Annotated in this window: 19 protein-coding genes; 13 read left to right on the top strand and 6 right to left on the bottom strand. The window is 69.3% G+C overall.

Annotated elements, in window-relative coordinates:
* Position 1 precedes the first annotated feature (1 nt).
* From V9K99_RS28920 to V9K99_RS28940, 5 genes are read left to right on the top strand one after another with little or no spacing between them, the layout of a single operon-like run.
* Positions 2-193: a hypothetical protein gene (locus V9K99_RS28920; RefSeq protein WP_337011646.1), complete on the top strand. Its 192-nt coding sequence runs from the start codon at positions 2-4 to the stop codon at positions 191-193.
* Positions 194-202: 9 nt separating this feature from the next.
* Positions 203-628, top strand: a complete 426-nt coding sequence (locus V9K99_RS28925) for a TadE/TadG family type IV pilus assembly protein (protein ID WP_337011644.1) — start codon at positions 203-205, stop codon at positions 626-628.
* Positions 615-1,043 (top strand): TadE family protein, encoded by a 429-nt coding sequence (locus tag V9K99_RS28930; protein WP_337011642.1) that lies wholly within the window; start codon positions 615-617, stop codon positions 1,041-1,043. The genes V9K99_RS28925 and V9K99_RS28930 overlap by 14 nt, the downstream gene beginning before the upstream one ends.
* Positions 1,040-1,489, top strand: coding sequence for a TadE/TadG family type IV pilus assembly protein (locus V9K99_RS28935; RefSeq protein WP_337011640.1), 450 nt, complete (start codon positions 1,040-1,042; stop codon positions 1,487-1,489). Before V9K99_RS28930 ends, V9K99_RS28935 begins: the two co-directional genes overlap by 4 nt.
* Before the next feature lie 9 nt (positions 1,490-1,498).
* A complete protein-coding gene (locus tag V9K99_RS28940; RefSeq protein ID WP_337011638.1) occupies positions 1,499-4,315 on the top strand; it encodes a BTAD domain-containing putative transcriptional regulator in 2,817 nt (938 codons plus the stop codon).
* Between the two features lie 104 nt (positions 4,316-4,419).
* Here the strand turns inward: V9K99_RS28940 and V9K99_RS28945 are convergent, their stop codons facing one another.
* A complete protein-coding gene (locus V9K99_RS28945) occupies positions 4,420-5,079 on the bottom strand; it encodes a hypothetical protein (RefSeq protein ID WP_337011636.1) in 660 nt (219 codons plus the stop codon).
* 166 nt (positions 5,080-5,245) lie between these two features.
* Complete coding sequence (locus tag V9K99_RS28950; RefSeq protein ID WP_337004926.1) at positions 5,246-5,830, bottom strand: uridine kinase family protein; 585 nt, start codon at positions 5,828-5,830, stop codon at positions 5,246-5,248.
* An 82-nt stretch (positions 5,831-5,912) separates the two neighbouring features.
* On the opposite strand from V9K99_RS28950, the gene V9K99_RS28955 reads away from it, so the two are divergent.
* Complete coding sequence (locus V9K99_RS28955; protein WP_337004928.1) at positions 5,913-6,344, top strand: hypothetical protein; 432 nt, start codon at positions 5,913-5,915, stop codon at positions 6,342-6,344.
* Here V9K99_RS28955 and V9K99_RS28960 read toward each other — a convergent pair.
* Positions 6,304-7,089 carry a phosphotransferase enzyme family protein gene (locus tag V9K99_RS28960; protein WP_337005574.1) on the bottom strand — a complete coding sequence of 262 codons (786 nt, stop codon included), beginning with the start codon at positions 7,087-7,089 and terminating at the stop codon, positions 6,304-6,306. The genes V9K99_RS28955 and V9K99_RS28960 overlap by 41 nt on opposite strands.
* A gap of 7 nt (positions 7,090-7,096) precedes the next feature.
* Positions 7,097-8,047, bottom strand: a complete 951-nt coding sequence (locus V9K99_RS28965) for a sugar-binding transcriptional regulator (RefSeq protein WP_337004930.1) — start codon at positions 8,045-8,047, stop codon at positions 7,097-7,099.
* Positions 8,048-8,203: 156 nt separating this feature from the next.
* Between V9K99_RS28965 and V9K99_RS28970 the strand changes: the two genes are divergently transcribed.
* From V9K99_RS28970 to V9K99_RS28995, 6 genes are all read left to right on the top strand, one after another.
* Complete coding sequence (locus V9K99_RS28970) at positions 8,204-9,568, top strand: ABC transporter substrate-binding protein (protein WP_337004932.1); 1,365 nt, start codon at positions 8,204-8,206, stop codon at positions 9,566-9,568.
* Between the two features lie 12 nt (positions 9,569-9,580).
* Positions 9,581-10,534, top strand: coding sequence for a carbohydrate ABC transporter permease (locus V9K99_RS28975; RefSeq protein WP_337004934.1), 954 nt, complete (start codon positions 9,581-9,583; stop codon positions 10,532-10,534).
* 85 nt (positions 10,535-10,619) lie between these two features.
* Positions 10,620-11,453 (top strand): carbohydrate ABC transporter permease, encoded by an 834-nt coding sequence (locus V9K99_RS28980; RefSeq protein WP_337004936.1) that lies wholly within the window; start codon positions 10,620-10,622, stop codon positions 11,451-11,453.
* A complete protein-coding gene (locus V9K99_RS28985; RefSeq protein ID WP_337004938.1) occupies positions 11,450-12,922 on the top strand; it encodes a mannitol dehydrogenase family protein in 1,473 nt (490 codons plus the stop codon). Before V9K99_RS28980 ends, V9K99_RS28985 begins: the two co-directional genes overlap by 4 nt.
* 228 nt (positions 12,923-13,150) lie before the next feature.
* Complete coding sequence (gene xylB / locus V9K99_RS28990; RefSeq protein ID WP_337004940.1) at positions 13,151-14,587, top strand: xylulokinase; 1,437 nt, start codon at positions 13,151-13,153, stop codon at positions 14,585-14,587.
* Positions 14,588-14,708: 121 nt separating this feature from the next.
* Positions 14,709-15,155 (top strand): DUF3592 domain-containing protein, encoded by a 447-nt coding sequence (locus V9K99_RS28995; protein ID WP_337004942.1) that lies wholly within the window; start codon positions 14,709-14,711, stop codon positions 15,153-15,155.
* 10 nt (positions 15,156-15,165) lie between these two features.
* Here V9K99_RS28995 and V9K99_RS29000 read toward each other — a convergent pair whose 3' ends face one another.
* Together V9K99_RS29000 and V9K99_RS29005 are read right to left on the bottom strand one after the other, a co-directional pair.
* Positions 15,166-16,425, bottom strand: coding sequence for a sensor histidine kinase (locus V9K99_RS29000; protein WP_337004944.1), 1,260 nt, complete (start codon positions 16,423-16,425; stop codon positions 15,166-15,168).
* Positions 16,422-17,114 (bottom strand): response regulator transcription factor, encoded by a 693-nt coding sequence (locus tag V9K99_RS29005; protein ID WP_337004946.1) that lies wholly within the window; start codon positions 17,112-17,114, stop codon positions 16,422-16,424. The genes V9K99_RS29000 and V9K99_RS29005 overlap by 4 nt, the downstream gene beginning before the upstream one ends.
* 123 nt (positions 17,115-17,237) lie before the next feature.
* Between V9K99_RS29005 and V9K99_RS29010 the strand changes: the two genes are divergently transcribed.
* Entirely contained in the window at positions 17,238-17,621 is a 384-nt protein-coding gene (locus V9K99_RS29010; protein WP_337004948.1) for a hypothetical protein, read from the top strand.
* Positions 17,622-17,682 lie beyond the last annotated feature (61 nt).

Below are 17,682 nucleotides of genomic sequence, written 5' to 3' on the forward strand. Positions count from 1 at the left end.
CATGAACCAGACCATCGTCTTCCTGCGCGTCGTGCTCGCCGGACGGATCGCGCGCGCCCGGCGCGCCGAGCGAGGCGCGTCCGCGGTCGAGTGGGTGCTGATCTCGGCGCTGCTGATCGGCGTGGCGATCGCCGTCGGCGCGATCATCATGAACAAGCTCAAGGGCAAGGCCGACTCGCTGGACCTGGGCTGATCCTCGGCGATGACAGGTCAGCGATGGATCAGGCGGTTCCGGCGCCGGTGTGCCCGGAAGCGGAACGAGCGCGGTGCGAGCACCGTCGAGCTCGTTCTCTACATGCCTATCCTGATGCTGGCCATCTTCCTGACGATCCAGTTCGCGCTGATCTACCTGGGCAACCAGGTGGCGTCCGCGGCGGCTCGTGAGGCGGCCCGGGTGGCGCGGACGTCGCTGGACAGCGGCCAGGCCGAGGCGGCGGGCTACGCCTACACGGCCGACATCGGCACCGGGATCCTCGAGGACGTGCGGGTGATCGTCACCCCGGTCGGCACCGAGCAGGTCCGGGTCGAGGTGACCGGGCACGCGCAGAAGATCACGCCGTTCGTCGATCCGCCGACGGTCACGCAGGTCGTCCAGGGACCACTGGAGGAGTTCCGTGCCGACAACTGATCGCCGGCGCAGACTCCGCCGCCGCACCGGGCGTGGCTCGATGGCGGTGGAGATCGTGCTGCTGGCTCCGGTGATGATGGCCTTCATGCTGCTCGTGGTGGCCGGCGGCCGGTACGTCGCGGTTCGCGGCGACGTCGAGGCGGCCAGCCGGGACGCCGTCCGCGCGGCCAGCCTGGAGCGGACCGAGGCCGCCGCCCGCGCGACCGCGGTGGACACGGCCGACGCGGCGTTGCAGGATGTCGGCCGGTGCCAGAACGCCGCCCTCAGCGGGAACTTCGTGTCCGGCGGCACGATCACGGTCACGATCAGCTGCGAGGTGTCGTACGACGGACTCGGCCTGATCGGACTGCCTGGATCGAAGACCGTCACGATCAGCAGTTCCGCCCCCATCGACCTGTACCGGAGGACCGGATGACGAGGCTGTTCCGGAGCATCCACCGGGCGCTCACCACCCGCGGATCGCGCAGCCAGCGCGGATCCGCCACCGTCTTCATGCTCGGCTTCGCCGCCGTGCTGATGGTCGGTGCCGGGCTCGTCGTCGACGGTGGCCTCGCGCTGAACAAGCGCAGCCAGCTCACCGACGACGCCGAGCAGGCGGCCCGCGCCGGTGCCAACGCGATCGACCTGGCCGCGCTGCGCGATCGCGGCGAGCTGGTCGTGGATCCCGGACAGGCCCGCGCGGTGGCCAGCGGGTTCCTGGCCGAGCGCGGCTACACGAACATTTCGGTGACGGTGAACGGCAACCGGGTCTTCACCTCGGCCGAGTCGACGGCGGACACGGCGATCCTCGGGCTGATCGGCATCGACTCCTTCACCGTGCGCGGCGATGCGGTCGCCGAGCCTGAGACCGGGATCGGCTAGGAGACACCCATGACGCAACAGTCGAGATCCGGCCGGTTCCTGGCGAGCCCGCCGGATCCGTCCCGCTTCCAGCAGGACACCCCGCCGGAACGCCGGTCGGCCGGCCAGGTCGTGCTGGCCGCGCTCGCGCTGCTCGTCCTCGTCGTCGGCGTACCGGTCGCGCTGTGGGTCCTGAGCGGGCCGCCGCCGTTCCCGGACGGCTGGCCGACGCGGGAGGACCTGACCGCACCGATCGGTGTGGAGACACTCCTGACGGTACTGCGCGCCGTCGTCTGGATCGCGTGGTTCCACTTCCTGGTGTGCGTGGTGGCCGAGTTCTCGAGTGCCGTCCGTGGCCGCGGCGTACCGCGGGCGATCCCGCTCGGGGGTGGCAGTCAGCAGCTGGCCCGGATCCTCGTCAGCGCGTTGCTGCTGACCGGGATCGCGGCCGGTCAGGCGGCTGCGGCGACCGGCGGCGGCGCCCCGGTCGAGCCGCGGTCCCAGGTCTCCATCAGCGCCACCACGGCCACGACCCAGGCGCCGGCGACCGAGTCCATCCAGCCGATCGACCACAACCGGTTCGAGGGCCACACGGCCGAGGCCGGGACGAAGAATCCGCTGGCCGGCAAGAAGGTCTACACCGTCAAGGCGCCGGTCGGGCACCACCACGACAGCCTCTGGGACATCGCCGAGAAGCACCTGGGCGACGGCCGCCGCTACAAGGAGATCTACGAGCTCAACAAGGAGCGGGTCCAGCCCGACGGTCAGCACCTGCACCTGGCCCGGCTGATCATGCCGGGGTGGGAGCTGATCATGCCGGAGGACGCCGTCGGCGTACCCCGCGTGCCGACCGAGACCCCGGCCAAGACCACGGTCCGCACCACCGAACAGACCGGCCAGAACGAACAGGGAACGCAGACGCCCAGGACCACTCAGGGCGAGGAAAAAGGCATCAGCATCGGTGGCGAGAGTGGTGGCGGCAGCGGCGCTGTCGGTGGCAGCGGCGATCACTCGTCGGTCGACGGCGGCCAGACGCAGGACTCTCGCTGGCGGCTGCCCAATGACCTCCTCGGCGGCGGTCTGGTGGGTGCCGGCCTGTTGATGCTGCTGCTGGTCGAGCGGTATCGCCGGCGTGGACGTGATCCGGAAGCAGCGGCCACGGCCGCCGAGGTGGCGCTGCGGGTCGGCGCGGACCCGGCCCGATCGGACGCGCTGGACCGGGTCATGCGGGCCTTGGTGCGGCAATGCGAGGCAGCCGGGATGCCGCTGCCCTCGCTGTTCGGCGCGCTCGTCGACGACAACGGGGTCGAGTTGCTGCTGGCGCCGGCGCAGGAGACCGCCCCGGCGCCGTGGGTGGCGCTCGACAACGGCCGCCGGTGGCGGATCGCGCGGGCCGACATCGCCACCGAGCGGTCCGGTCCCGCGCCGTTCCCGGCGTTGGTGTGCCTGGGACGCGACGAGTACGACCGCGACGTCCTGGTCGATCTGGAAGCCGCCAGCGGTGCACTCAGCCTGGAAGGCGACACGGTCGTGGCGCGCGAGGTCGCGACGTCGGTCGCGGTGCAGCTCGCCACCAACCCGTGGACGGATCTGCTCCGGGTGACGACCTCCGGCCTGCCGGACGCGATCGAGGACGTGCTCGCCGACCGGCTGCGGGTGGTCAACGACATCGACGAGGTCCTTCCGGATCTCGAGCAGGGCACGATCGAGACCGAGGTGCTGTCCGGTCGGGTCAGCCGGTCCGCGGACGCTTCGCCGCAGTACGTCGTACTCGGAGCGCCGCCCAACGAGGTCACGGCTCAGCGGCTGACTGCGCTGGCGTCGCGGACCCGGGCAGGGTTCGGGCTGATGGTCGCCGGGACCGTCGCCGGTGCGCGGTGGCAGTTGCGGGTGGACGAGTCCGGCACGTTGCGGATCCCCGCGCTCGGGTTGACGCTGTCGGCCAGCAGGCTGTCGGAGCCGACGGTCGAGTCGCTGACCGAGTTGCTGGCGGCGGCGCGGACGCCGTCCCAGCTGCAGACGGGTCAGAACCGGATCCGGGTGCCGAACAGCGGCCGGCCCGGCGATGACGCCAGCTGGTGGACGGCGAACGTGCGGATCGGTGTGCTCGGTCCGATGGACATCCGGGCCACGAACCGCTTGGAGGCGGAGCGGCTGCCGCTCGCGACCGAGATCGTCGCGTTCCTGGCGCTGCACCCCGGCGGAGTACACCCGAGTGTGCTCGGGGCCTCGATCTGGCCGCGTGGCGTCACCAACGAGGTGCGCGACTCGACCGTCGAGCGGGTCCGGCAGTGGCTGGGGACCGACGCCACCGGTGCTCATCACCTGCGGCAGGACTCCGGTGGGCGGCTGTACCTCGGGCCCGAGGTCGCGGTCGACTGGGACTGCTTCACCGAGCTCGTACGGCGGAGCCGGACAGCCCAGACAGTGCGGGACGAGCGCGAGCTGCTGCGGCGTGGTCTGCAGCTGGTCCGTGGACCGTTCCTCAGTGGGCGGCCGCGCGGCGGGTACTCATGGATCGCCCGGGTGCACCTGGAGCGGCTGGTGCCGGATGTCGTGGTCGACGCTTCGCACCGGTTGTGGGAGCTCACCATGGGTGGGGACGATCCCGCCGGTGCGGTGAGCGCGGTGCAGGCCGGGCTGCGGCTGGCCGACAACTCGGACCTGCTGTGGCGGGACCTGCTGACGGCAGAGCACCGCTACGGCGGTGTGCCCGCGGCCGAGAAGGTGGTCGAGGCACTCGGCGAACGCATCCAGCGTCACGGCCTGATCCTGAGCCCGGAGACCGAAGCCCTGATCGAGGACCTGCTCCCGGCGTCAGCCCCCCGCTCCCGCCACGCCGGCTGAAGCCGGAACCGCCGTGTGGTGGGTCAGCCTACGAGAGTGTGGGTTGGCCCACCAGATTCCGGGGTTCCAACCCCCGCTCTGGCTAGCTGACCCACCAGAGGGTGCTAGCTCGAGGTGGAGGTGAGGCGCGCTTTCTGCTGCGTGGCAAGGGTTTTGAGGAGGGCGGTGTCGGGGCGGGGATTGGTGTCCAGGGCACCGATCTCGCGGACGGTGAGCTCGGCGACGAGAGAGCCGACGACGAAGCTGACCTCGGCGACGGCCTCGGACTGACCGGTGCCGCCGTCGTACTGGACGCGCGCGTCGCTCAACGCGTTCGGTACGCCGAAGCCCTGCTCGTGGGTGTCCTGGTTCCAGAATCCCTGCTGCAGGCCCCTCGCCTTGGCCGGGCTCGCGGCCTTGAAGAGCTGCACCGTGAACTGTTTCTTCTTGTCCGGGCTCAACCGGCTGGCGCGATAGCCCTCGATGAAACCGGCATTGAGCAGCAGCGCGCGATCGACGGCGGGGTCGGCCGACCAGTTGCCCAGGAACGCGGTGGCGGTGAAGGCACCGCTGCTGCTCCGAGGATCAGCGATGTAGCCGCGCGGCAGCACGACCAGACCGGCCAGCGTGGTCTTCGCTGCCTTGTCCCGCACGCCTGCCGGCGCTTTTGTTGCCGAGGGCGTCTGCAAGGTACCGGTCGAGGCGCCGGCATCACTTCCACAACCTGTCACGCCGAGCAACAGCGCGGTCACCACAGCGGCAACGCCTGGCGCAGTCCGCGTCATGGCTTTCTCTCCGTCCGACTTCTCACCCCGAGAGCATCAGAACGATTCCGGGCTGATGTCATCAGAGAAAGGTGAACGCCGGGCGAACGTACTGCAAATCAGCGGGAGCGTGCCCAGGCCGTGTCTGGCGATCCCGCGCCTACGGCGCGGGATCGCCAGACACGACCTACGTGAGAAGCACCTCGATCCGGCGCCTGGCGGCCTTGGGGTGCAGGGGTTCGCAGCCCGCGTCGATACAGCGGCGGACCACCTCCGGGTCGTCGCGGAGCAGCAGCAGACCGCGGCGCAACAGGGTGTACGGCGGCTTGCGGTGCTCCCGCAGATCGCGCTGGAACCGCCGGACGAAGGTGACGATCCGGTGGTGCCGGACGCAGATCGCGGCGGCGAGCAGCCCGCGATCACGCAGTACGCCGACGATCCGGTCGGCGAAGATGCCCTCGGCAATGATCAACGGGGATCCCTCGGTCGACACGGGTCGGTGCCCGACCGTCCCGTCCGCGGCGATGTCATAGATCGGCAGGTCCGCCGTACCCGTCGCACACAGGGTCTCGAGCGCCGCGACGGCGCGGTCGCCGTCCCAGGAGCGTGGGTCGTCCCAGTCCACGATTCCGAGCGGGGAGCGCGGCATCGCCTCGTCGTCGCCGTCGCGGTAGAAGTCGTCCAGCCGTACGATGGGCAGCCCCACCAGCTCGGCCAGGTGCGACTTCCCCGTCCCCGAAGGCCCCGCCAGCAACACCACACGCGAACTCACCGGGCTATTCTCTGCCACTTCCTGCAGTAACAACCAACCAGCTCCCCGCGATAGGCCGACTAGACAACCGTGAGGAGCCCCCGTGCCGAAGCTGAAACTGGGTGCGGCCTTCTATGGGCTCATCGCGATCGGCCTGGTTGTGTCGGCCGTCATGATCCTTCGTCAGGTCGGTAGTTACGCCGGAGTGCACGGCTGGCCCCTGATCGCGACGGCGGTTGTGGTCGCGCTGACGGGCTTGGTGCTCGCCGTCGGTGCTGTGACCCGCCGAGGGCTCGTCGCCGCCGACGGACCGTGGATCTGCCGGCGCGGCTGGCTGTTGGTGGTCGGGCTGACTGCTGCCGCGGCGATCATTACGTTCCTGAGCGACCAAGAGCTCACACCGTTCCCGATGGGCCCGGTCCTCCTCCTGCCGCACTTCGTCCGGCGGTTGCAGGAGAAGTACTACGACGGTGTCGCCGAGGCTGAGGTGGAGATCAGAGCAGGGCGCGGCGAAGAGTCTCCGCCTGGTCCTTGAACCACTGGTTGGTCCGGTCGGTCAGGTCAGCCTCGCCGGTGGTCCAGCGTTGGTGGAACCACGGGTGGCCGGTCTCCGCGCCACGCCGTACGTAGTCCATGCACCACTCGTGGTTGCGGGCGGTCGCGTCCACGAGCCGGGTGCGGTCTGCGCCGGAGAGCCCGTAGGCGTCCGCGAATCGCCGGAGCCGGGTCAGCGTGCGACCTCGTCGTACGTCGGTGATGTCGGCATCCGGCCGCAACGGCGCCCACAACCGGATCGCGGTCGCCACGTCCCACAACGCGGATCCCGGTCCGGCCAGGTCGAAGTCGATCAGGGCGACGGCCACACCGTCCCGGAACACCACGTTGTCCAGGTTCGGGTCGTTGTGGCTGACGAGATCCTCGACGTACGCCGATGGCACCGGCTCGGCCCAGTCCAGGCCGGAGGGATCGAATCCCGCGACCGCCTGGTGGTACTCGCGCAGCAGCCGGGCGACGCTGTCGAGCGCTTCGTCCGTCATCGACCAGGCCGGGTACGGCGCTGTGACGGTTTCGCCCGGGAGATACGACAGCACCTCCCGGCCGGTCGCGTCGATCCCGAGCAGGGTCGGCGCACCCTCGAAGCCAACCTGTTCGAGGTGTTGCAGCAGCGCATGTGTCGCCGGGCTGCTCGACCGCACCGGTCGTCGGACCGTGTCGCCGACGCGCACGACGAGGCCGCGGTTGGCGGTACCACCGAGGAGTTGAGTCTCCACCTCGCCCATCACCGCATCAGGATGTCTCGCCCAGTAGTGCTTTAGCGAGTGGAGCGTGTGTCACCAGGCCGTTGACCAGGCCGCTGCGGACCGCGGCGCGGACGGCCTCGACCTTCGCCATCCCATAGGGGATCGCGATCACCTCGTCGATCGCGTCCATCTGCTCGGCGCTGATCGCGATCACCCGGTCGGTCACCCTGGTCTGCACCGGCTCGCCATCGGCACCGACGAAAACGCCCGAGATGTCGGCGGCGACACCGCGGCGGCGCAACTGTTCACGGGCCTTCTCGTCCATCGCGTCGTACAGAGTCGACTGGCCGGCGGCCCAGGAGCCGAGCCCGACCACCGCCTTGGTGACGGACTCGAAGTGGCTGATAGCCTCGGCCACCTCCGGCTGCTGCCGCAGCGCCCGCGCGGTCGCGGCGTCCGGCACCACGAGCGGGGCATAGAAGAGGTAGGCCGGTCCACCCGACAGGCGGGCGGTGTGTCGGACGAGCTCCACCGAGTTCGCCTCGACATCCGGCCGGGTCAGGGCGCCGGTGAGCTGGACGACCGGGACCGGGGCCAATGAGGTCAGCTGCTCGGTCATCGCGGTGACTGCCCGGGCCCAGGCCAGACCGAGGACGTCCTCCGGTGTGACGATCTCGGACAGCAGGTCCGCGGCCGCTTTGCCGAGCTGGAGCCGCAGCGCCGCCGGCTCCTCCTCGGGGGTGTCCACCACGATCGCCCGGCGCAGACCGAGCGACTCCTGCAGCCGGGCGGACAGGTCGAGGTCGATGGAGCCCGGATGGCTGATCTCGATCCGGACCAGCCCGCTGTTGCGCGCCTGGTCCAGCAACCGCGCCACCTTGAACCGGCTGAGCCGGAACTCGTCGGCGATCTCCACCTTCGATCGCCCGTCGACGTAGTACCGGCGCGCGATCGACGCCGTCAGCACCAGCTGTGCCGGGCCGAAGGTGCTCTCCATGAAGCCTCCCCGCCTGTCCGGGTCCGCTCATATGAGCGGGCCTGCGCCCTAGTGTTGCACAGACTCTTGACAGGTCAAGGGGCTTGCCGGTTCACTTCTGGAGTGAGCAGACCCCTGCTCAAATGAGCGAACCCCTCGATCATGAAGGAGCGGCTCGTGTCGGGACAGCGGAAACGCCTCGGAGCGGTAGCGATCGCATTCCTGGTGAGTGTGGTCAGCGGCTGCGCCGGGTGGGGCGGCGGTGCGGGCGGCGGCGGGGCCGACAGCATCAACGTGCTGATGGTGAACAACCCGCAGATGGTCGACCTGCAGAAGCTGACCGCCGACCACTTCACCAAAGAGACCGGGATCAAGGTCAACTTCACCGTGCTGCCGGAGAACGACGTCCGGGACAAGATCAGCCAGGAGTTCTCCAGCCAGGCCGGTCAGTACGACGTGGCGTCACTGAGCAACTTCGAGATCCCGATCTACGCGACCAGTAAGTGGATCGCACCGCTCTCGGACTACATCGCGAACGATCCGTCCTTCGACCAGGACGACGTACTGAAGCCGATGACGGAGTCGCTGTCCGGTGAGGACGGCAAGGTGTACGGCGAACCGTTCTACGGCGAGTCGTCGTTCCTGATGTACCGCAAGGACGTGCTGGCCGCGAAGGGCGTCACGATGCCGGCCAAGCCGACCTGGCAGGAGGTCGCCGACATCGCGGCCAAGGTGGACAACGCACAGCCGGGGATGCGCGGGATCTGCCTGCGCGGTCAGCCCGGCTGGGGCCAGGTGTTCGCGCCGCTGACCACGGTGGTGAACACGTTCGGCGGGACCTGGTTCACCGAGGACTGGCAGGCGAAGGTGAACGCGCCCGAGTTCACCGAGGCGGTCAAGTTCTACGTCGATCTGGTCCGCGCCCATGGCGAGCTCGGCGCACCGCAGGCCGGCTTCACCGAATGCCTCAACAACACGGTCCAGGGCAACGTCGCAATGTGGTACGACGCCACCTCCGCGGCCGGATCGCTGGAAGCGCCGAACTCCCCGGTGAAGGGCAAGATGGGCTACGCCCCGGCGCCGGTGGTGAAGACCGACAGCTCCGGCTGGCTGTACGCGTGGTCCTGGAGCATCCAGGAAGCCAGCAAGAAGAAGGACAACGCCTGGAAGTTCATCTCCTGGGCGTCCGGCAAGGACTACGAGAAGCTGGTCGGCGAGCAGCTCGGCTGGTCCCGGGTCCCGGCCGGCAAACGCGCCTCGACGTACGAGAACCCGGCGTACCTGAAGGAGGCGGCCGCGTTCGCGGAGCCGACCAAGCAGGCGATCGAGACCGCGGACCCGCGCAACCCGGGCACCCAGCCACGGCCGGCGATCGGGATCCAGTTCGTCGACATCCCGGAGTTCCCGGATCTCGGCACCCAGGTCAGTCAGGACGTCAGTTCGGCGATCGCCGGGCGGATGAGTGTGGACGAAGCGCTGAAACGCGGGCAGGAGCTCGCCGACGACGTCGCCGAGCGGTATCGCTCACGAGAAGCGAAGTAGGGGAGAGCCGTCATGACCGTGACTACCGAGAAGCCGAAGAACCGGCACTCCGCTCCTCCGCCCGGCTCGCAGGGTTCGGTGATGCGCAAGACCGGCGACTGGGCCCGGCGGGCACCGTTGCTGCCGGCCCTGATCTTCATGATCATCGTCACCCAGCTGCCGTTCCTGGTCACCATCGTGGTGTCCTTCATGGACTGGAACGCCTACTACCCGGACGAGCGCGGGTTCGCCGGGATCGACAACTTCCGCCGGGTGCTGACCGACGCGAACACCCGGAACGCGATCTGGGTGACGATCGTGCTGACCGCGGGTGTCGTGCTGATCAGCCTGGTCCTCGGGCTGCTGATCGCGTTGCTGCTGGACCGCAAGTTCCGCGGCCGTGGGGTGGTCCGGACAATGATGATCACGCCGTTCCTCGTCGTACCGGTGGCGGCGGCGCTGCTGTGGAAGCACGCGCTGTACAACCCGACGTACGGGCTCTTCAACGGCGTGCTGAAGTGGTTGTTCGGCGACAACGCGCCGCAGCCGGACTGGATCAGCAACCAGCCGTTGTGGTCGATCATCTTCGCGCTGGTCTGGCAGTGGACGCCGTTCATGATGCTGATCCTGCTGGCCGGTCTGCAGAGCCGTCCGCTGGACGTGATCGAGGCGGCCGGGATCGACGGTGCGAACCAGTGGGAGATCTTCCGCTACATGACACTTCCGCACCTGCGGCAGTACCTGGAACTGTCCGCGCTGCTCGGCTCGATCTACGTCGTACAGAACTTCGACGCCGTCTTCACCATCACCTCCGGCGGCCTCGGTACGGCGAACCTGCCCTACTCGATCTATCAGACCTTCTACACCGCCCACGACTACGGCCGGGCCTCCGCGGCCGGCGTCATCGTGGTCATCGGCACCATCCTGATCGCGACGTTCGCGCTGCGGTCGGTGTCCACGCTGTTCCGAGAGGAGACGGGCCGGTGAACGAGCGAAGCGAGTTCACAATCAAGCACAGTGCGCCCCGCACATCGGCGCCCGGAGCGAAGCGAGGACGTCGATGAGCGGCCAGGTGACCATTGTGAAGGGGCATCAGCGGCGCGGTGGTGGCTGGGCTCTGAGCGGGCTGGCCTGGATCGTGGGCATCCTGTTCGTGCTGCCGGTGCTGTGGATGCTGCTGACGTCGTTCCACTCCGAGGAGGACGCGGCGAAGAACCCGCCGGACATCGCGGCACCGCTGACGCTGGACGGCTACCGGTCGTTCTTCGACACCGGGCCCTGGCCGTCGATCGCGAACTCGCTGACCGCGAGCATCCTGTCCACGGCGCTGGTGATCCTGCTCGCGTTCCCGGCCGCGTACGCGCTGTCGATCCGGCCTGTGCGCAAGTGGACCGACGTCCTGTTCTTCTTCCTGTCCACCAAGATGCTGCCGGTGGTGGCCGGCCTGCTGCCGATCTACCTGTTCGCGCAGTCGGTCGGGTTCCTGGACAACATCTGGCTGCTGATCATCCTCTACACCTCGATGAACCTGCCGATCGCGGTCTGGATGCTGCGCAGCTTCCTGTCCGAGGTGCCGGTGGAGATCCTCGAGGCGGCCTCGGTCGACGGCGCGAACCTGACCCGGACCCTGCGTTCGGTGGTCGCGCCGGTGGTGACACCGGGGATCGCGTCCGCGGCGCTGATCTGCTTCATCTTCAGCTGGAACGAGTTGCTGTTCGCCCGGGTGCTGACCGGCACGGTGGCGCAGACCGCGCCGGTGTTCTTGACTGGATTCGTGACCAGCCAAGGATTGTTCCTCGCCAAAGTCTGTGCCGCCTCCATCGTGGTGTCGTTGCCGGTGCTGATCGCCGGGTTCGCCGCGCAGGACAAGCTGGTCCAGGGGTTGTCGCTGGGGGCGGTCAAGTGACTGTGCTGTCCGCTGCCGCTTTGAGTGCCTTGGGCAACGAGGTGGGCGTGCCGTCGTACGACCGTACGGCGGTGCCCCCCGGCATCGTGCACTTCGGTGTCGGCGGTTTCCACCGGGCCCACCAGGCGATGTACCTCGATCAGCTGATGAACGACGGCAAAGCACTGGACTGGGGGATCGTCGGGGTCGGCGTACTGCCGCAGGATCGGCGGATGTACGACGTCCTGAAGACGCAGGACTTCCTGTACACACTGGTGGTGAAGTACCCGGACGGGACGCTCGAGCCGCGGGTGATCGGGTCGATCGTGGACTACCTGTTCGCGCCGGACGATCCGGCCGCGGTGCTGGACCGGCTGGTCGATCCGGAGACGCGGATCGTCTCGCTGACGATCACTGAGGGCGGGTATCACGTCAACCAGGTGACGGGTGAGCTCGATGCCTCCGATCCCGGGCTGGCGGCGGATCTGCAGCCGGGTGCTGTGCCGGTCAGTGTGTTCGGGTTCGTGGTCGAGGCGCTGGCGCGGCGGCGGGCGGCCGGGGTGGCGCCGTTCACGGTGATGTCGTGCGACAACATCCCCGGGAACGGGCACGTCGCGCGGAAGATGCTGACCTCGTTCGCCCGGTTGAAGGATGCTTCGCTGGCAGCGTGGATCGCGGACGAGGTTCGCTTCCCGAACTGCATGGTCGACCGGATCACACCGGTGACCGCGGAGTCCGATCGCGAGGCGCTCGCTGAGCGGTTCGGGGTCGAGGACGGCTGGCCGGTGGTGTGCGAGCCGTTCACGCAGTGGGTCCTGGAGGACGACTTCGGTGGCGATCGGCCGCCTTACGAGGATGTCGGCGTACAACTCGTGGAAGACGTCGAGCCGTATGAGCTGATGAAGCTGCGGCTGCTGAACGCGAGTCACCAGGCGCTGTGCTACCTGGGCTATCTGGCCGGCTACCGGTACGCGCACGAGGTGTGCCAAGACAAGCTGTTCGTCGACTTCCTGCTCGGCTACATGGACGTCGAAGGTACACCGACCCTGCCGCCGGTGCCCGGGGTCGACCTGGATCGCTACAAGCATCAACTGATCGAGCGGTTCGCGAACCCCGAGGTGCGAGACACCCTCGCGCGGTTGTGCGCGGAGAGTTCGGACCGGATCCCGAAGTGGCTGCTGCCAGTCGTCCGTGAGCAGCTGGCGGCAGGCCGGGAGATCGGGCGGTCGGCGCTGGTGGTCGCGTCCTGGGCCCGGTACGCCGAGGGCGTCGACGAGCAGGGTGAGCCGATCGAGGTGGTGGACCGGCTCCGCGACAAGCTGGTCGAGCGCGCGCAGCACAACCGGGAGGATCCGCTGACGTTCATCTCGGATCCGGACCTGTTCGGTGATCTGGCAGCCGATCCTCGCTTTGTCGCGGAGTACACCTCGGCGCTGCGATCCCTGCACGAGCACGGCGCCCGGGCGACGCTCGAAGGTCTTGGCGGTTGATGGACGCGGATATGCGAGTCGCCGTGCTTCGGGGCGTCGGAGACGTGGTGATGGAGCGGCGGGCCGTGCCACGCCCGGGTCCCGGCGAGGTGCTGGTGAACCCCCGCGACCACACCAGGTCCGGCTGCGGGTGCCGGTCCGCTTGTGGACAACGTGGTACGCGTTTTCTCGCGGGCGGTTAGGGTTGGTTTTCGCTCGCAGGACCGGCGCTGACATGGAGGCCCGAACATGAGTCAACCCAGGCTGGTCGCCGGTGTGGACTGCTCCACCCAGGCGACCAAGGTGGTCGTGTGCGATGCCGACACCGGCGCGGTACTGCGGGAGGGTCGAGCACCGCATCCGGACGGGACCCAGGTGGACCCGGCCGAGTGGTGGAAGGCGTGGGAGATCGCGTCCGACGGTCTGCTCGACGGCGTCGAGGCGATCTCGATCGGTGGCCAACAGCACGGCATGGTCCTGCTGGACGACTCTGGTGAGGTCGTCCACCCGGCCGTTCTGTGGAACGACACTGCCTCCGCCGACGCGACCCTGGAGCTGGTCTCCGAGCTCGGTGGGCCGGCGGCGTGGGCAGACGCGGTGGGCTCGGTGCCGGTGCCGAGCTTCACGGTGACGAAGTTGCGGTGGGTCCGTGGGGCCGCGCCTGACGCGGCTGCGCGCGCTGCGGCCGTCGTACTGCCGCATGACTGGATGACGCATCGGCTGGCCGCGGGCCGGAGCGGGATCTCCGGGATCACGACCGACCGGGGTGACGCATCCGGCACTGGCTGGTGGTCGCCTGGTTCGAACACCTACCGACCTGACCTGGTGGAGCTGGCTTTCGGCCGCTCCCTGGAGTTGCCGCGGGTCGCCGGGCCGGCCGAGATCGTCGGGCACACCGCCGGCGGGGCCGCATTGGCCGCCGGGACCGGCGACAACATGGCCGCTGCGCTCGGCCTGGATCTGCAACCGGGTGACGTGGCCGTCTCGCTGGGCACGAGTGGGACCGCCTTCGCGCGGTCGGCCGCACCAACCGCCGACCCGACCGGCCTGGTCGCCGGGTTCGCCGACGCGACCGGGGGATACCTGCCGCTGGTCTGCACGCTGAACGCTGCCCGGGTGCTGTCCGCGACCGCTGAACTGCTCGGCCTCGACCTCGACGCCTTCAACGAAGCCGCTCTCACGTCCTCGGGCAGCGACGGCCTGGTTCTCCTGCCGTACCTGGACGGCGAGCGTACGCCGGACCTCCCACACTCCACCGGCTTGATCTACGGCCTCACCCGCGCGACCGCCCGCCCCGCGACCATGGCGCGCGCCGCCGTCGAGGGGCTGCTGTGCGGTCTGGCCGACGCGGTCGACGCCCTCCGCGCCCAGGGTCTCCCGGTCCACCGCATCCTCCTGCTCGGCGGCGCCGCCCGCTCCCGCGCCGTCCAGGCCCTGGCCCCGGCCCTCCTCGGTGCCGAGGTCATCCTCCCCGAACCAGCCGAGTACGTCGCTCTGGGCGCTGCCCGCCAAGCCGCCTGGGCCCTCTCCGGCGCCGACACCCCACCCACCTGGCAAGTCCCAGCCGGCAAACCCGAGCCCTCCGCCATGACCGACGCGGAAGCAACACAGGTGCGCGCCCTCTACGCCCAGGTCCTCACCAACACCCGCCCCCTCCTCTCCACCCCCTACAACCGGTCTGTCTGAGGAGCGGACCGGCCCGCTGACGCGTCCCACGAACGTGAAACAGCGTGGCGGACGGACCGGCCGGCGACAGGGCAAGTACCGCGCCCACGGCCAACGCCGGTCGCGTCGGCAGGAATGGCGCTTGGGTGAGGAGCGGACGTGGCGGTCCGACCTCGAGAGCGTGATGTGCTTGGTCGCGGCGGTGATCATGGGGTTCGTCGGCTACCTCATACTGTCGGACCTGTACCTGCTGGAGCATCGTGGCGAAGTCGTGAGCGCCACCGTGCTGGACAAGTACTCCGACGGCGGCGGGTCAAGGATCGAGGTCAGGTTCGTGACGCGCACCGGCGAGACCGTTCTGGGCGACACCACGAACTACGTCGACGCCGAGGTCGGGGAGACGATCCAGATCGTCTACGACCGCGAGAACCCGGGCCGAATGCAGGCCGCCGACTATGGCTTCGACTACTGGCTACCCGGCGGCATCTTCGGCGGTGTAGCCGTCTTCTTCATCGTTTGGGGGTTACGCGGTCTCTGCCTCAGCGCTCGCCAACGGAGCTGGCGGAAGTCCGGAGGCGGTGCCTGCTGACCCGCGCTGACTACAGGCGGGGGCCGAGGGGGTCTTCGTCGGGTGGGGTCGGGGTCCGGCGCGTGGTGTTGGTGAGGGAGCGCTCGGGGAGCCAGAGGATGAAAGTGCTGCCGACGCCTACTTCGGAGTGGAGGGCGACGGTGCCGCCGTGGGACTCGGCGATCTGGCGGACGATGGCGAGGCCGAGGCCGGCCCGGCGTTGGCCGGTGGACGGGACGGTGGCCGGGGACTGGCGCTGGCCGGAGCGGAAGAAGCGGTCGAAGACGCGGTCGGCGTCCTCGGCGGCGATTCCGGGACCTTCGTCGCGTACGGCGATCCACGCCCAGCCGTTGCGGCTCCCCACAGCCAGGACCAGTTCGCTTCCACCGCGGGCCAGCCGGACCGCGTTGGAGAGCAGGTTGTCGACCGCCCGCCTCAGCGCCGACGCGTCCCCGGCCGCGGTCGGTCCCGGCGACAGACGCCGTACGACGTGAAGCTCGCGATCGGCCGCGAGGAGCTGGTACTCCTCGGCGGCCTCGCCCGCGATCGCGGCCAGGTCTACGTCCGCGTCGACGAAGGCGGGTGACGAACGGCGGGCGGACGCGAGCAGGTCCTCGACCAGCCGGGTCATCCGCTGGATCGCGCGGCTCACGATCGCGGTCGCCTGGGCCCGGTCGTCGGAGGTCGTGTCGTCATGCGCGAGGACGGCGTCCACGTTCGCCTGGATCACCGCGAGCGGATTGCGCAGCTCGTGCGACGCGTCGTCCACCAGTTGCCGCTGGGACACGAACGCCGACTCGAGCCGGCCGAGCATGTCGTCGACGGTGTCGGCCAGGTTCCGCAACTCGTCCCGGGGGCCGTCCAACGCGATCCGCCGGGACAGGTCGGTGGCCGAGATCTCCTGTGCGGTCGCGGTGATCCGCCGTACCGGACGCAACGCGCGACCCGACAACCACCAGCCGGTACCGAGGCTGACCAGGAACAGGGCGCCGATCCCCGCCACCGAGTAGTTCCGCAGCGTCTGCAGGGTCTGGTAGTTGACCGCGGACTCGATACTCGAGATCTCCGCGGCCTCGATCACATGGCCTTCCTTGACCTTCAGGTTGCCGTGGGCATCTTTGTAGACCTTGTTCACCGTGATCGGACTCAACGGCTTCGGGTCCAGGAACGCGGACAGCGCGACGTACACGCCACCGAGCAGCAACGCCGACAACGCGATCAGTACGGCGGAATACGTCAACGTCAGCCGGAACCGGATCGTCTGGGTCCAGGGCGGGCGCTTGATCTTCATGTATCACCTCGGAGCCGGTAGCCGCGGCCGATCACGGTTTCCAGGACGGGCTCCTCGCCCTCCTGGGTGAGCTTGCGGCGCAGGGTGCCGACGGTCACCCGGACGCTCTGGGTGAACGGATCGGCGTTCTCGTCCCAGACATGCTCGAGGAGCTCCTCGGCCGAGACGACGTGTCCGGGGCGGGACATCAGATAGCGCAGTACGCCGAACTCCTTCAACGTCAACGGGAGTTCGCGGCCCGAGCGGGTGGCGAGGTGGCGGGACGAGTCGAGCACGAGGTCGCCGACATGCAGTTGGGTGCTGCCGTTGGTGACGTCCCGGCGCAGCAGCGCGCGGATCCGGGCGAGCAGCTCGACCAGCGCGAACGGCTTGGTCAGGTAGTCGTCCGCACCCTCGTCGAGCCCGCGGACCCGGTCCGCCAGCGAGGCGCGCGCGGTGAGCATCAGCACCCGCAGCTCCCGGCCGGACGCCACCTCGATCTCACCCCGGCGTACGGCGCGGCACAGGTCGAGGCCGCTGGTGTCCGGCAGGGTGATGTCCAGGATCGCCAGGTCGTACGCCGTGGTCGCGAGCTTCTCCATCGCCTCGGCACCGGTCAGCGCCGTGTCCACGGCATAGCCGGCCCGGCCGAGTCCGGAGCGCAGCGCGCTGACCAGGCCTTCCTCGTCCTCCACCACCAGTAGTCGCACGAGACCAAGGTAGCCGCACGGGGCAGTGCGTCCAGCCTGCGCTTTCGCTGGACTTTCGCTCCGCTTTCCGGTCGTTTTCGCACTCCTTTGATGGTCTGGGGCCAATCGATCGAAGGAGTTTTGATGAACGTCCCAGGTAAACGGCTCATTCTCGGTGCGGCGGTCGCGGTGGCGGCCCTCGGCGTCGGCGGGATCGCGTACGCGGCGACCGACGACCCGGCTCCTGAGCAGGGCTACGTGACCATCGAAGAGGGCGCCACCACCCCGTCCCCGGGCACCGGCTCGGAGAACGGTCAGCAGGGCAACGGCACCGAGGGCCAAGGCACGCCGGGCAGCGGCAGCGCCGGCCGCAACGGCGCCGACTGCCCGGAGAAGAACGGCCAGGGCCAGGGCGAGCAGACCCAGCCGTCACAGCCCCAGACCCAGCCGTCCCAGCCGGAGCAGACCCAGCCGTCGCAGCCGTCGCAGCCCGAGCAGACCCAGCCGGACGCGGCCGAGAACGCATGACAGGCCCGCTCCGGTCGCCCCACCCGGCTTCGGTGGGGCGACCTGCAGATCACGTGGAGGT

Source organism: Kribbella sp. CCNWLW201 (genome assembly GCF_037203805.1).
GTDB lineage: Bacteria > Actinomycetota > Actinomycetes > Propionibacteriales > Kribbellaceae > Kribbella.